The 15,025-nt window shown below is 33.3% G+C and carries 12 protein-coding genes; 8 read left to right on the top strand and 4 right to left on the bottom strand.

The genetic code is table 11. The annotated features are described in order from the left end of the window. Positions 1-38: 38 nt before the first annotated feature. Entirely contained in the window at positions 39-341 is a 303-nt protein-coding gene (locus CW751_RS00880; protein WP_101333068.1) for an ASCH domain-containing protein, read from the bottom strand. Between the two features lie 45 nt (positions 342-386). Here CW751_RS00880 and CW751_RS00875 point away from each other — a divergent pair, with 45 nt between their 5' ends. From CW751_RS00875 to CW751_RS00860, 4 genes are all read left to right on the top strand, one after another. Then, positions 387-1,514 (top strand): T9SS type A sorting domain-containing protein, encoded by a 1,128-nt coding sequence (locus CW751_RS00875; RefSeq protein ID WP_101333067.1) that lies wholly within the window; start codon positions 387-389, stop codon positions 1,512-1,514. Positions 1,515-1,609: 95 nt separating this feature from the next. After that, complete coding sequence (locus CW751_RS00870; RefSeq protein ID WP_101333066.1) at positions 1,610-2,350, top strand: hypothetical protein; 741 nt, start codon at positions 1,610-1,612, stop codon at positions 2,348-2,350. Between the two features lie 460 nt (positions 2,351-2,810). After that, a complete protein-coding gene (locus CW751_RS00865) occupies positions 2,811-3,254 on the top strand; it encodes a hypothetical protein (protein WP_101333065.1) in 444 nt (147 codons plus the stop codon). Positions 3,255-3,260: 6 nt separating this feature from the next. Further along, the gene (locus CW751_RS00860) at positions 3,261-4,469 is read left to right on the top strand and encodes a hypothetical protein (protein ID WP_101333064.1); all 1,209 of its coding nucleotides are present in this window, start codon (positions 3,261-3,263) and stop codon (positions 4,467-4,469) included. A 92-nt stretch (positions 4,470-4,561) separates the two neighbouring features. On the opposite strand, the gene CW751_RS00855 is transcribed toward CW751_RS00860, so the two are convergent. Then, positions 4,562-5,209 carry a hypothetical protein gene (locus CW751_RS00855; RefSeq protein WP_101333063.1) on the bottom strand — a complete coding sequence of 216 codons (648 nt, stop codon included), beginning with the start codon at positions 5,207-5,209 and terminating at the stop codon, positions 4,562-4,564. A 2-nt stretch (positions 5,210-5,211) separates the two neighbouring features. Continuing rightward, positions 5,212-6,489: a DEAD/DEAH box helicase gene (locus tag CW751_RS00850; protein WP_101333062.1), complete on the bottom strand. Its 1,278-nt coding sequence runs from the start codon at positions 6,487-6,489 to the stop codon at positions 5,212-5,214. Positions 6,490-6,673: 184 nt separating this feature from the next. Here CW751_RS00850 and porZ point away from each other — a divergent pair, with 184 nt between their 5' ends. The 4 genes from porZ (at position 6,674) to CW751_RS00830 (ending at position 11,642) form a co-directional block, all read left to right on the top strand. Continuing rightward, positions 6,674-9,004 carry a type IX secretion system anionic LPS delivery protein PorZ gene (porZ, locus tag CW751_RS00845; RefSeq protein WP_101333061.1) on the top strand — a complete coding sequence of 777 codons (2,331 nt, stop codon included), beginning with the start codon at positions 6,674-6,676 and terminating at the stop codon, positions 9,002-9,004. Beyond that, entirely contained in the window at positions 9,001-9,714 is a 714-nt protein-coding gene (recO, locus tag CW751_RS00840; RefSeq protein ID WP_101333060.1) for a DNA repair protein RecO, read from the top strand. The genes porZ and recO overlap by 4 nt, the downstream gene beginning before the upstream one ends. Before the next feature lie 119 nt (positions 9,715-9,833). Continuing rightward, positions 9,834-10,844: an NAD(P)/FAD-dependent oxidoreductase gene (locus tag CW751_RS00835; protein ID WP_101333059.1), complete on the top strand. Its 1,011-nt coding sequence runs from the start codon at positions 9,834-9,836 to the stop codon at positions 10,842-10,844. Positions 10,845-10,877: 33 nt separating this feature from the next. After that, positions 10,878-11,642, top strand: coding sequence for an exodeoxyribonuclease III (locus CW751_RS00830; RefSeq protein ID WP_317045774.1), 765 nt, complete (start codon positions 10,878-10,880; stop codon positions 11,640-11,642). A gap of 61 nt (positions 11,643-11,703) precedes the next feature. On the opposite strand, the gene CW751_RS00825 is transcribed toward CW751_RS00830, so the two are convergent. Next, a complete protein-coding gene (locus CW751_RS00825; protein ID WP_101333058.1) occupies positions 11,704-14,973 on the bottom strand; it encodes a SpoIIE family protein phosphatase in 3,270 nt (1,089 codons plus the stop codon). Positions 14,974-15,025 lie beyond the last annotated feature (52 nt).

Here is a 15,025-nt window from a genome sequence, read left to right as displayed (position 1 = left end):
TTTCAGGGTGTTTAAAGGTTTGCCCTGTCTCTTTGGCGTTAATGATTGAACCTTATTACTGTAACTTCGTCTTCTAAAGTGATGTCAGGATAAAACCGTTGCATTTTCTTCCACATATCATGGTGGTCTTTAAAGCCGTCGTTTTCCAAATCCTCAATATTGACATTTTCTAAACGCGAATAATAAACAGTCACAACATCCACAATCTTTTGTCGACCTTCTACCGTGCTTTCAAACAACAATTTACCCAAAGTAATATCTCTACGTCCTTTTCGAATGGTAGTTAATTTACCGTTCTCCAAAGCATCAAACACATCTTCGTATAATGTTAGTTTTTGCATGTATGTCCTTTATGTTTTGTAAATTTATAACTAAATGTAGTTTTTATGAGATATTTTATTACTCTTCTTTTCTTTTTCACTTTGCATTTGAGTTGTGCACAAACTGGAACGCAAACTATTGAAACTATGCAGTATGATGGTGAGACAAGGTCATACATTGTTTATGTTCCACAATCCTATACAGGACAATCAAAAGTTCCACTTGTTTTAAATTTACATGGGTATGGTTCCTCTATGTCACATCAGATTTCTTACGGAGAATTTCGTGATATAGCAGATACAGCTAATTTTATAATGGTCGTTCCCAACGGACTTCTTGATGTTAATAATTTAAGAACATGGAATTACTTCCAACAAAATGGACCAGACGATATAGGTTTTTTATCTGTTTTAATCGATGAATTATCTGCCCAATATGAAATCAATGAAAATAGAGTTTATGCCACTGGAATGAGTAACGGAGGCTTTATGAGTGTTTTTTTAGGTTGTAATCTATCTAATAAAGTTACTGCAATTGCTTCAGTAACTGGTACAATGTTGAATATACATGTGAATACATGTTTGCCAAATAAACCTACTCCTGCTATGTTTATTCATGGTACCGAAGATACTCTTGTTCCTTATAGTGGAAACGCAACCTTTGCATCTGTAAATTATGTTGTCGGACATTGGGTTAGTCAAGTAGGCGCATATACTTCACCGCAGATTTTTTATATGCCAAACATTGTTCTTAGTGATAGTTCAACGGTTGAAAGGCATCTTTATTCTGGAGGATCAAATGGAGCAACAATTGAACATTTTAAGATTGTTAAAGGAGGTCACTCATGGCCTGGAGCTTCTACAGACATAGATAAAACCAATTACGATATAGATGCGAGTAAAGAGATCTGGAGGTTTTTTAGTCAATATGACCGTCAAACTTTATTGAAAATATCGGATAACAACCAAAATCATGAAGTAAATATAGTTCCGAATCCAAATTCAGGAAATTTTACAATTCATACATCACATAATATAGATGAGGTAGAGATTTATTCTATTGAAGGAAAGAAGATAAAATCTTCAAGTAATTACGCAGTGAACAACCATGAGATCAATGTGGAATCAGGAACTTATTTTGTAAAAATGCTGATTAATAACAAGTGGAAGCATTCCAAAATTGTGGTTCAATAAAATTTTGTTATCGATGGTTTAACATAATTTACCGTTGCTTATAAAACTAAGTGTGATTGTGTTTTGTTTTTACGATGTAATCAAATTATAATGCAATGAAATTTATTCTAATTTTTATTTTTTGCTGTTTTAATTTAATTCTAACAGCTCAATTGAGTTTAGATGCTGAAACTGGGGTGCTTTTCAGTGGATATAACGATGTGAGAATTGCGGGAGATCAAGGAACGCTTTTTTCGCTCACTGAGGAATTGGAAACCAAGCCACAACCTTTCGTTAGGTTAAGCGCTACTTATACGATTGCTGATAGACATAATATTTCTTTATTATACGCACCATTAACGATTAATTCTACAGGAAGTTTAGATCGAGAAGTTCAGTTTAATGGAGAGGTATTTGCTGCCAATATTCCTTTAGAAAGTGAATTTAGATTCAATTCTTATCGTTTAACTTACCGCTATGACATCGTTAAAAATCCGAAGTGGATTGTTGGAATAGGATTTACAGCAAAAATTCGAGATGCAAACATTGGATTGAAATCAACAGATAAAAGCACTGTGAAGAACAACGTTGGTTTTGTTCCCATTATCAATTTTAGAGTTGGCTATAAACCCACAGAAAAGTTCGGAATTTTACTGGATGGAGATGCTTTAGCAGCGCCTCAAGGTCGTGCTGAAGATGTGCTACTTGCAGTGACATATGATCTGAGTAAAAAACTAGAGCTTCGTGCAGGATATCGTGTTTTAGAAGGCGGAGCAGACAACGATGAAGTGTACACCTTTTCATTATTTCATTACGCCGCCCTTGGAGCAAATTACACTTTTGGAAAATATCAGTAGGAATTATTATCATCTAGAAAAAAGTATAATACAACTGGGCTACAAGCTAGGTCGTTAATCCTAGTTTTATGGTTGTGTTTTTTCAATAATTACAGCCGAGAACTGTATGAATTAATTTTATCTAGTGTTAAACTTTATCAAAAAAAGGAAGAAGAGATTCCTCAGTTGTTAAAATATTAGATTTTAACAACTATCGGAATGACAGCTCATAAGGAGGTATTCGGGGTAAAATTTGCTCAAGCGAAGCTTGAGCAAATTTTACCCCGCCAAAACCAACAAACACCTGTCATTCCGATGGAGTCCCGAGAACTCGGGGCGACGAGGAATCTCTTTTTAAATAATTACGACTTATCTTGGTAACCCAATAATACAATTTTAATGTGTAATTGTGAATTCGTAACTGAATTTTTGAACCCTTTACAATCCTCTTTGTACAGTGGTGAAACAAAAACTATTGATCATGAAAAAGTACATTTTAATTTCCTTCTTATTTTGTGGACTCCTTGCTCATTCTCAAACTAAATTGATTGCCCATAAAAGTCACAGCGGATCTAAAAAGTCATTTGCTAAAGCTTATAAAAACAATTTATTTGACATTAAAAATTCCAATTTCGGATTGCCAGGAAATACGAATTTAATGGTTTTAGATTCTGTAATCGCTGTAAATGATTCAACAACAATTTTTAAATCTAGGATTTCTAAAGTTTGTTATCCTTATCACGTTGGCTATAAAGATTTAAAACCTTCAGAATTTAGAGGAAAAACAGATACAGTTTATAATCACAGGTACTTGAACGCTAAAAATACCGAAAACTATATTCGTTCAAGAGGAAGAATAGGATATCCCGTACTTTTCTCAAATCCCATAGAAGAAGTAGAATTCATAGGATTTAAAGAAGAATAAAAACAGATGAGCAAATCGAAGTCTTTTTTATATTCAAACTTCCTACTATTTGGGGTTTTAGGTGTGATTTTCATTCCTTTTACGTTTAGAAACTGGAATTTTCAAGCTGAAATGACTCAATTTCTATTCGAAGATTTGCTTTTAGGCATTGGAAATTCATTTGAGTGGATTAAAATTACAAATCCTGAAATCTCTTCTGATTCAACAACTTTTTATTTGTTGATTTTGGTACTGTTTTTAATTGCAATATTTCTTATTAGCATTCTTCAATTATCAGGATTTTGGAAGAAACACCAATACAAAATCTTCAACATTTTTAAAATGATTTTGGTTTATTATCTCGCTTTGATTATGCTAAAATATGGGTTTGATAAAGTCTTTAAGGCACAATTCTATCTTCCTGAACCCAATTTGCTCTTTACTCCTTTAGGAAAATTAGACAAAGACATTTTGTATTGGAGCACCATTGGTTCTTCATATTTCTACAATATTTTTATTGGATTAATGGAAGTCATTCCCGCTTTGATGTTGCTTTTTAAACGAACCAGAATCCTAGGGCTTTTTATTCTATCAGGAGTGTTGATTCATGTGCTTTTTGTTAATCTCGGATTCGATATTTCTGTGAAACTGTTTTCTTTCTTTTTATTGTTTATCAATCTGTTATTGCTTGCTCCATCAATTAAAAAGATCATTCAGTTTTTTGTAATGAATAAATCCACTTCGCTTCCTTATTTGACCTATAAAAACCTCATCTATTCTAAAGTTATTCGGTTTTCAATAAAAGGAATTGTTGTCTTGTTTATCTTCAGTGAATCACTTTTTCCTTATATTCAATCTGGAAATTACAACGATGATACTGTCCCCAGAAACCCTCTGCATGGTGCGTATGAAATCTCAATTTCTAAATCAAAAGGATTACCAGAAAACTTCGATATCAAACGATTTTTTATTCACCGACAACATTATTTCATCTTTCAATACGCAGACGATTCCATGGAAGATTATAAACTAGAGGTTTTAGAAAACCAATTGATTTTAACTGATTACGACGGAGTGAAAATTGAATTAGAATACAACTATTCAGAAGATGATAAAAGTCTAGAAATTAAATCTGAAGTTTTTGGATGGACGATTTATGGGGAGGGGCTTAATTGGAGGAAAATGCCTTTGATGGAGGAGGATTTTCATTGGAGCTTGGATAATTATGAAGGATGAATTATGAATTCGTCAGGGGACGGACAAGGTGATGAATTGTGTACTTCTCTATGTAGCATTGATCGTTTATGATTAATAAGGCTAATAGTATTCTAAATTGCTGTCATTGTAGCGCCTTCGAAATTCATATTAATTTTACCTGTACCTTTATGTTTTTCGCCATTTTTATCTATAAAAACACCTTTTATTTTTACATTGAGTGTTCCTAAACGCGGTGAGAATTCTATAATTTCTCCTTCACCTTCTTCTAAAACAAATGATTGATTATTTCCTGTTTTTAAAGTCATTGATACAGACTTGTTTTTTTGTTGTTTTGAGTCTACAATAAACTTTCCTTTCGGTTGACTCACGATATTTTCTTTTACAAAGTGGAGCTTGATTTGATCATTAAAAGCACTTTTTATCAAAGCAGTGACACTTTGTGTTGTAAAAGTTAATATATTCTTTTTCTTTTTGAACATTTTAATATCCAAATGATATTCTCCAATTTTGAAATCAACTTTACCCATATTGAAGTATTCTGAACCTAAACTTTGTTTTCTTCTCGGTGGTTCGTCTGTATCTTCAATTTTCATGTATTCACCGTTCCATTTAGCATTTGGCAAACTATCTAAATTACCGTTTTCTGTTTCTTTTACCGTTTTCTCTGATTCTTTCTTAACTTCTTCTTTATGATTTCGTTCATTTGTACAAGAAACCAAAATCTGTACTGCGCAGAATATAAAAACAATCTTTTTCATCTTTACTTTTTATCCTTTGAAGGTTTATTATTCGATTTTGAATTTGAGGAGTGGTTCTTTTTAGGGGTTGATTTTCTTTTTTTAGAATTCCTATGTTTTGAGTTTTTACTTTTTTTATGGTTATGTGATTTTTCTTTCCATTTTGGACCCTCACCAAGTTCATCAGGTAAATCCAACATTGGAATTTTTGCTTCAATTAATCGTTGGATTTTTGAAAGCTTAGACATATCCTTGGGATTGATTAAAGAAACAGCTTCTCCCTTGGTATTGGCACGAGCCGTCCTTCCTACACGATGTACATAATCTTCAGCATCACGAGGGACATCGTAATTAATAACCATGTTAATTTCTTTAATGTCTATTCCTCGACTCATCACATCCGTTGCAACAAGAAGCGCAATTCTTCCTGACTTAAATCCGCGTAAAACTTCCTCTCTTTCTTCTTGGGCAAGGTTAGATGAAATCCCACTTGCCTTAAAATTGTTTTTCTTAAGGTATTTAACGATCGTGCCAACCTTTTCTTTGGTGGAGCTAAATATTATAATTCTCTTATAACTTTTTCTTTCTTGAAGAAGTGATTTAATTAATGGGTTTTTTTGCTCATCAAAACACAGATAAACAGATTGTTTAACTCCTTTGGCTGGTTTTGAAAGTGCTAAGTTAATCTCTACTGGATCCGTTAGTAATGTTCTTGCAAACTTTCTTATTTCCTTGGCCATAGTGGCACTAAACATTAAATTTTGTCGTTTTTTAGGAAGTTTTTTGAAAATTAATGTGAGATCATCAATAAATCCCATGTCTAACATACGATCCGCTTCATCCAAAATTAAATGCTGTAAAGATGAAAAATCAGTATATCCCATTTTAAGATGAGAAAGTAGTTTTCCAGGAGTAGCAACAATAATATTTGTACCATTCACCAAAGCTTCCTTTTGTTCTGACCAATCTTTACCGTCACCTCCGCCATAAATGGCTTTCGAACTCACAGAAATAAAATAAGACAAACCTTGAATTTGTTGCTCAATCTGAACGGCTAATTCTCGCGTTGGAACAATGATTAATGTGTTTATTTTATCAGTAGGTTGTTCTGCAATCTTATGTAAGATCGGCAATACGAAAGCTCCTGTTTTCCCTGTACCTGTTTGGGCGCAACCAATAATGTCTTTACCTTGAAGGATTTCAGGAATGGCTTTAGCTTGAATTGGAGTGGCTTTTTCGAAACCCATGTATCCAATTGCTTCTAATAATTGCTCGTTTAATTTGAGGTCTGTAAATTTCATGCTATAAAGTTACTAAAAGGAAATAGATTTACTTTCACTTTATCAAAATCATCAAGTCTATAGGAGATTAAATTGTCGTAAAATTTGAAATTCATTCTGTAAAACAGAATCCCCACAATTGAAATTCCTTATATTTAAAGCAGAATTTCAAATATTAATAGAAAAATAGCGTTTTCAATTCAGTATGAAAAAAATTGGATATTTATTGCTCACCTTTGTTTTTCAATATGTAGGTTTTGCACAAGTGGGTATGGAGCAATGGAGAATGCATATTTCCCCAAATACCGCTATTGATGTGGTTAAAGGAAAAGATGCCATATATACCATTCTTAAGAATGGACTGTTAGAATATGATATGGAAGCTGGAGAGCAAACAATTTGGACAGCTGCAAATTACTTATCAGACGTGTCGCCTTCTTCAATAGCCTACGATCCAAATACTTCAAATGTTATTATTGGATATGAAAATGGAAACATTGACCTTCTTAAAAACAATACAATTTATAATCTACCTGCAATTCTTCAATCTTCCATAAATGGAGTAAAAAGAATTAATCGGATAGTAGTAAAACAAGGTTTTGCTTATGTTTCAACAGGCGTTGGAATCGTTGTTGTAAACCTAAACAAAAAAGAAGTAAAAGATACTTATAATCCTTCTTTGACTGATCGAAATATTATCGACCTTGCTTTTTTTCAAGATAGTGTTTACGCCCTTACTTCATCTGCAATTTATGTGAGCAATGAAAATAATAATTTTTTAGCTGATGCAAATCAATGGAGGAAGATTCAAAGCGTACCAGATTATACGGCAAGTGGTGCTTATACGGAAATTGAGGCTTTTAAAAATCATTTAACTTTTTGCTACAACGATGATAATTACAGTTTAGATACCCTTTTTACGCTCGAAAACAATATTCCGGTTGCCCAATTTGATGAAATTGAAATAAATGGTGTGAACGCTGATAAAAACAAATTAATACTGTCTACCGCTGGATCTGTTTTGGTTTATGATGAAAACCTTGCGCTCCAAGAAAATATTTATCAATACCAAAGTGGTGGCTTTCCAAATCCTCGCAATGTAGAATTCTATGATGGAAACTATTACATTGCTGATGGTAGCTGGGGATTAATTAAAGCCCCCAATGCTTTTAGTTCAACACAAATAAATTTTGAAGGCCCAAGATATAATTCTGCTTTTCGAGCTTCATGGGAAAAAGGGAAGCTTTCTATTGCTAATGGTGGTTTGACGAGTTTTGGTGGACCACTTTTTAATCAAGATGGTGGAGCGATTTTTTCTGAAGGGAAATGGAATTCGGTAACTGTTAATGGTTCAAACATGATTGCAGGAAAAAATATTTGGGATTTTATTTCTACAAGTATTAATCCGAAAGATACAGAGGTAGTAGCTTTTGGAACGCTTTCTACAATTCCTTTAGTTATCACAAAAAACAATGTAGTTACAGATACTTTTTCTTTTTCTAATAGTTTAATAGAGGAAACAAGCAATGTAGGATGGGCAAACATTTCTGATATTCAATATGATGATCAAGGTAATTTATGGGTACTCAATTCAAATGCAGAAAAACCTTTAAAAGTTTACTCAAATGAAGGGGTTTGGTATGATTTCAACCTGAGTACTTCGGTGAAGAATAAATATACCCAACGATTAATAATCGATGGAAATGAAACCAAGTGGATGGGTGTTAAAGGTTTAGGCGTTGTGGCATTTGATCATGGTGAAAGCATATCAGATGCAGGAGATGATCGCTCTAAAATATTAACAACTGGACCAAATTCTGGTGCGTTACCATCTTCAACTATAGAAGCCATCGCTGCAGATTTCGATAATAATATTTGGGTCGGAACACCTGAAGGAATGCGTGTCCTTTATAATTCTAGCGGTGTTTTTGATGCTTCAGCTGGTCAATATAACTTTCAAAAACTTTTAATTGAGTTTGGTGAATATGTTGAAATTGTTTTGGGTACTACGCATATTACTGCCATACAAATTGATGGAGCAAATAGAAAATGGATTGGCACAGCTAGTTCCGGTGTCTTTTTATTATCACCTGACGGTTTATCTGTGGAACGGAATTTTACAGCCGAAAATAGTCCTTTGTTGAGTAATACAATTCTCGACATAGCCATTGACCAAGAGAATGGAGAAGTGTATTTTATCACAGAAGATGGAATGATTTCTTATCGTTCAGATGCAACACAAGGTGATATTGAATATACTAATGTCAAAGTTTTTCCAAATCCTGTTCAACCTGATTACTTAGGTCCAATAACTATACAAGGAATTGCCTATGATTCTGATGTTAAGATAACGGACGTTTCAGGGAAGTTGGTGTATAGAACAAAATCTAACGGAGGAACAGCTACCTGGAATGGAAATACACTCGAAGGTGAACGTGCTGCAACTGGAGTTTACTTAATTTGGACAAGCGTTGATGACCCCGAATTTAAAGGAAGAAAAGTGGGAAAAGTAGTGCTGATTAATCAATCTCGATGAAAACAGTTGAAAGCGGTATTTTATTAAAAAAGCTGAATTATAGCGAAACCAGTCTAATATTACAGTTCTTTACCCTAGAAAGCGGATTTCAAGCCTATATTTTTCAAGGAGGAAAGCGAAAGCATAAAAAGGGAAATATATTGCAGGCATTAAGTATTGTCGAAATTTCAGCTTATAGAAGAAAAGATAGTGATTTAGGAAAAGTAAGCGAGGTAAATGCGCTTTTTGTTCCTAAAAGTCTGCCTTTTCATCCTTTAAAAAGTGGTTTGGCATTTTTTATGACAGAGGTGTTATCGCAAGTTTTACAAAATAGTGATAAGGACGTATCCATGTATCATTTTATTGAGCATGAAGTACAATGGATTGATGAGTCAGATGAATTTACCAACTACCCGATTTGGTTCTTGTTAAAACTTGCCAATCAAATTGGGATTGGAATAAATGTAGAAGATCAAAACGGACAGATATTTGATTTGCAAGATGGCGTTATTTCTAATCGAACACCTAGTAGTCACCTTTATGCCAACGATGAGGTTGTAGAAATTCTCAAAATACTACTCAACCTTAAAAAAACACAAGTGTTGGCATATACCATTCATAAGACACATCGTACAACAATAATTGAACATCTGGTAAATTATTTTAAAATCCATATTAATGGTTTTAAAACGCCAAAATCGATGTCGGTAATGCAAACTATTTTTGAATAAAAGCATGAACACTTATTAAATCATGACTTTTATCCTGCTTTTATAGGAAAACAATCTAAGTGCCTTTTTGTTACATAAAGAATAGTTAATTTTGTGACACAATAAGATCAAATAAAGATATGATTAAAACGGATATAATAATAATTGGAGCGGGTCCCGTAGGACTTTTTACCATTTTCGAAGCAGGTTTACTAAAATTGAAATGTCATTTGATAGACTCATTGCCTATTCCGGGAGGACAGTGTGCTGAAATTTATCCAAAAAAACCAATTTATGATATTCCAGGATTTCCTTCTGTGTTAGCAGGAGAATTGGTGGATAACCTGATGGAACAAGCAGCACCCTTTAAGCCTGGGTTTACCTTAGGTGAGGCAGCTGTTAAGATCGATAAAGTAGCTGAAGATAAATTTATCGTTACCACAGATAAAGGAACACAACATGAAGCTCCAATCGTTATGATTGCAGGAGGTCTTGGTGTTTTTGAACCTAGGAAACCACCTATTGAAAACCTTGCAAATTATGAAGGAAAAGGTGTTGAATATATTATAAAAGATCCAGAGTTTTATCGCGGAAAAGACTGCGTGATCGCTGGTGGAGGTGATTCAGCCTTAGATTGGGCTATCTTTTTAGTAGAGAAAGAAATTGCGAAATCTGTTTCTTTAGTGCACAGAAGAAGCTCTTTCCGTGGTCATTTGGACTCTGTTCAAAAAGTAATGGATTTAGCGGAAGCAGGAAAAATAAAATTGCTTACTGACCGTGAGGTTGTAGGTATAGGAGGTGAAGGAAAAGTGGAAAATGTAACTATCAAGCATAAAAAGGAAGGTGAAGAAGTTGTTGAAACAGATCATTTTATTCCTTTATTTGGTTTGAAACCATCATTGGGCCCAATTGCAGATTGGGGATTAGATATCGAAAAAAATGCAATAAAAGTTGATACAACTGACTACTCTACTAACATTCCAGGTATTTATGCTATTGGTGATGTAAACACCTATCAAGGAAAATTAAAACTAATTTTATGTGGTTTTCATGAAGGTACGATTGCTGTACAATCTGCTTTTGCGAGAATTCACCCTGATAAAAAGAATATTTTAAAATATACAACAGTAAACGGAGTTCAAGGATTTTAGAAGTTTCTTGATAACGTAAATAAAACTAAGATAATGATGAAGTTAGTTTCTTTTAATGTGAATGGTATTCGCGCCATTATGAAAAAAGATTTCCAAACAGATATGGAGGAACTGAATCCTGATATTTTATGTTTGCAAGAAACAAAAGCACAAGACGATCAGGTTAAAGAAGCACTTACGCCTTTTACAGATTATCATATTATTGCTAATTCTGCAGTGAAAAAAGGATATTCTGGAACGGCTATTTTGAGTAAAGAAAAACCTTTAGATGTAATTTATGATATTGGAGTAGAAGAGCACGATCAAGAGGGACGAGTAATTGCTGCAGAATACAAAGATTTTTTTGTAGTCGTTGTCTATGTTCCCAATTCAGGAAGTGCATTAAAACGATTAGATTACAGAACGACTTGGGACGCATCATTTTTGAAATTTCTTAAAGAACTTGAAGCAAAAAAACCTGTAATTGTTTGTGGTGATTTTAATGTTGCTCATAGAGAGATAGATTTGGCTAGGCCAAAAGCAAATTATGATAAACATGCTGGATTTACTCAAAAGGAAATTGATGGCATGGATGCTTTTATCAATGCAGGATTTATCGACACGTTTCGTTATTTTAACCCAGATGAGGTGAAATATTCCTGGTGGAGTTACCGTGGTGGGGCACGTTCGAGAAATGTAGGCTGGAGAATCGATTATTTCTTGGTTAGTAAAACTTTGAAAGATCAAGTGAAATCTGCAGAAATTTTAAATGATATCATGGGATCTGATCATTGTCCAGTTATGATAGAATTAAAATAAATCAGTGAAGTTTAAAATAAAAAAATCCGTGATTATTCACGGATTTTTTTATTTGCACGCATTAAATTCGCACACCAAAAATACAGATATCATCTACTTGTGCTTGATCACCACGCCAATTGTCTAAAGCTTCTTTTAATGCTTTATGTTGCTGCTCCATGGGCAGGTGAGATATTTCACAAAGTAGTTTTTTGAATGGTTTCGATTTGAACTTTTTATTTTTATCTCCACCAAATTGATCCACAAAACCATCCGAGTATAGATAAATACAATCTCCCGTTTGAAGTTGAATGGTTTGATTGGTAAAAGGTTTCATTTTTACAAATTCTCCGATAGGTTGTTTATCTGCTTTAAATTCGATGATCTCTTTATTTCTAACAATGACAAGCGGATTATTAGCACCTGCATATTCTAGTTGTAAGGTCTTTGGGTTAAGTGCAACTAATGCCAAATCCATTCCGTCTTTCACGTGTTGGTGACCTTCATTTTTGAAAGCCTCTATAACGAGCTCTCTTTGTTTGTCAAGAATTTTGGCAGGATTTCTTAATCCAAACTCTTTAGTAGCGCGAATAAGTGTATTATTTCCAACAATACTTACGAATGCGCCAGGAACACCATGACCAGTGCAATCAACAGCTGCCCAAATCAATTGCTCATCAAATTTTTGAGCCCAATAGAAATCTCCCGAAACAATATCCTTAGGCAGATAGAGAACGAAATAGGATTTAAACATGTTGTCGAGGTTGGTTTTTGAAGGTAGGATTGTATTCTGTATTCTTTTGGCATAGTTAATACTACCTAGTAGGTCAGAGTTGATTTCTGAAATTTCATTTTTTTGATGTTCTAGTGTTTTGTTCTTTTCCGCAATTTCTTTTGTTCTTTCATTAACAATATTCTCTAAACTCTTGTTTTTTTGCTTTATACGGTAAATACTCACCTTTGTAACCAAGTAAATAATTAAAACAAAAAGTATAACATAAAGTAAATAAGCCCACCATGTTAGATACCAAGGGGGTAAAATAACAAAAGTGTAGCTCCCAATTTCACTTTCTGTTGTATACTGGTTGATACCTTGGAATTCTAATGTATATGTTCCGGCTGGCAGTTGGTCGTAAATTTTAAAACTGTTACTTTCATAGTTGGACCAACGATCAGAAATTCCTTTTAAACGAAAACGATATTGTATTTTATTGTTTCCAAAAAAACGATCACCTCGAACTTCAAATCGTATACTTCTACCATGTTTTACAGGTTGTAGAGCATCACTTTCACTTGCATTATAAATCAGTGGAGTATTGTTTACCTCTATCTTGGAAATATAAACGTTCCATTTTTTGTTCGTTTTGTCTAAATTTGACCTGTTTAGTGAGGCAAAACCTGTATTAAGTGCAAAAAAGATGTTTTTTTCATTGGCACTGATGTCATATATGATTCCATTCTTAAGTACATTAATTGCTAAAGGTCTCCAACGGTAGGTTGTGTCTGATTTCTCGATAAAACCTACATGTTTACTATTGTTGTTTGGCGTTTCGTTAAAAACAACGGCAATTAATTCATTTGTTGAAGGATGACTATATAAACGATGAAAATTGAGATCAAACTTCTTACCATCTAATCCAATAGGGAAAATCTCCTCAAACTGCTGTTTATTCTCGTTTAATTTTAGTAAACCTTGGTTATAGCCTGCATAGACATTGCTTTGATGTGTTTCTAAGTAAAAGTGAGATGAACTTATGTTTAATCCTTCTGCTAAATTTACTTTCTCTATTTTATCCTGTTTGTTGATGGTAAAAATACCTTCTCCTTTAACACTAAAATAGAGTAGATTGTTGTGAAAGGCGAATTTGATAATATCGGCACTCGTTTCTTTTATTTTTTCGAATTTCCAAGTTTGTTCTGGGGTAAAAGTAAATCGTCCAATAAAATTCTCACCTCCTATAAATAATTGATTGGCTTTGAAAGGTGAAGGGGTTAATTCCCATCCATATATGCTTGTAGCCATTACCTTGGCTTTTTCAGCATATTCCGTTACATCATAAATACCATTGTAACCTACAACTGCTATTCTTTCACCGTAATCTGTTTGGAAGCGTTTAATATCATAAGCTGCCTCTTCTATGGTGTTCGTATTTTTAAAAATTATATTTTCTCTTTCTCTTTCACTTATAAACACACCAGATCTTGAAGCAAGCATAAACAAACTGTCTCCCATGTTTATAAAAGTTTCCACTGCTCCATCAATACCGTCCTCGTTTGCATAAAAGGATAAAGGCGTATTGAGATTAATTACGGAAATTCCATTGTCTAATGCTAACCATAAGTTTTCGGCATTGTCAAAAAACATTCTAAAAACATTATTATCTTGTAATCCATCAAGACTAGAAATGGATCGAATCATTATTCCATTTTTATTGAAAGTAATCACTCCGTGGTTTTCGGTAGCTACCCATAAAATATCCTGTTTTAATAAAATTTGATTGACACGGATTTCATTTTGCTGATATGATAAGGTGTTCTTATGTATTAACTTTTGTTCTTTTTTATTGTACTTAAAAACACTACCTTCAAAGTCAACAACAAATATTTTATTGTTAATATTATAGCTGGCGCGTACATCTATTTTGGTGTTTAATTGATGAAATTGTAGCGTGTTAAAGTCAAAATGATAAACAAACTTTTCTTTGCGTTTATTCACATCAATCACTTTTGAGAAAGTAATAAGCATCCCATTCCCAACCTGAACACTATTTTCTAAATCAATATCACCGTGTTTTTCAGATAAATTATGTGTAGTAAAAGTGTGTTGATCAGCGTTGTAAACAACGATGTCTTTAAGTGTTGTGAAAACAATTTCTTTATTGTTTGTTTCATAAATCGACCAAATATCAGATAAGGAGGAATCGGAAATAATAGGTTGAAATAAAGTTCGTCCTAGACTGTCATAAATCAACTTGCCAAACATACTTTTTTTACCAATGTAAATTTGCTCATCGGAAGATTTAAAAATTGAAAATACTTTATTGTATCCTTCTTGAATTGTGTCTTCTAATTGATTTGAAATGTGCGTCCAATCTTCTCCATCAAAGTGAAGTAGCTTTTTATCATTACCAAATACATAACTACCATTATTCAGTTGTTCTCCATCCCAAATTTGTATGGTAGAGTTAAACTCATCATTATTGTAATTGTATATTTGATATTTATCTAAAACATTTATTCTTTGACCAAAACAGTGGTCGGTAAATAAGCTAATACCTGCAAATAGAATAAGATAATAGAATGTTCTCATAGCGTTGTAAATATAGATATCATTTTCACAATTATGATTCATAAGTTCAATATTTTTTGTCTTTTATTCATTTTTTAACTTGCTTTTGTGTAGG

The sequence above is a fragment of the Brumimicrobium salinarum genome, assembly GCF_002844555.1.
Taxonomy (GTDB): Bacteria; Bacteroidota; Bacteroidia; order Flavobacteriales_D; family Crocinitomicaceae; genus Brumimicrobium; species Brumimicrobium salinarum.
This window is presented reverse-complemented; position numbering and strand designations above follow the sequence as displayed.

Excerpts from the sequence above, each read along its gene's own strand:
- CW751_RS00875 (WP_101333067.1), top strand. The coding sequence starts at position 387 with ATGAGATATTTTATTACTCTTCTTTTCTTTTTCACTTTGCATTTGAGT.
- CW751_RS00850 (WP_101333062.1), bottom strand. The coding sequence starts at position 6,489 with ATGAAATTTACAGACCTCAAATTAAACGAGCAATTATTAGAAGCAATT.
- CW751_RS00860 (WP_101333064.1), top strand. The coding sequence starts at position 3,261 with ATGAGCAAATCGAAGTCTTTTTTATATTCAAACTTCCTACTATTTGGG.
- recO (WP_101333060.1), top strand. The coding sequence starts at position 9,001 with ATGAAAACAGTTGAAAGCGGTATTTTATTAAAAAAGCTGAATTATAGC.
- CW751_RS00830 (WP_317045774.1), top strand. The coding sequence starts at position 10,878 with ATGATGAAGTTAGTTTCTTTTAATGTGAATGGTATTCGCGCCATTATG.
- porZ (WP_101333061.1), top strand. The coding sequence starts at position 6,674 with ATGAAAAAAATTGGATATTTATTGCTCACCTTTGTTTTTCAATATGTA.
- CW751_RS00835 (WP_101333059.1), top strand. The coding sequence starts at position 9,834 with ATGATTAAAACGGATATAATAATAATTGGAGCGGGTCCCGTAGGACTT.
- CW751_RS00825 (WP_101333058.1), bottom strand. The coding sequence starts at position 14,973 with ATGAATCATAATTGTGAAAATGATATCTATATTTACAACGCTATGAGA.
- CW751_RS00870 (WP_101333066.1), top strand. The coding sequence starts at position 1,610 with ATGAAATTTATTCTAATTTTTATTTTTTGCTGTTTTAATTTAATTCTA.
- CW751_RS00865 (WP_101333065.1), top strand. The coding sequence starts at position 2,811 with ATGAAAAAGTACATTTTAATTTCCTTCTTATTTTGTGGACTCCTTGCT.
- CW751_RS00880 (WP_101333068.1), bottom strand. The coding sequence starts at position 341 with ATGCAAAAACTAACATTATACGAAGATGTGTTTGATGCTTTGGAGAAC.
- CW751_RS00855 (WP_101333063.1), bottom strand. The coding sequence starts at position 5,209 with ATGAAAAAGATTGTTTTTATATTCTGCGCAGTACAGATTTTGGTTTCT.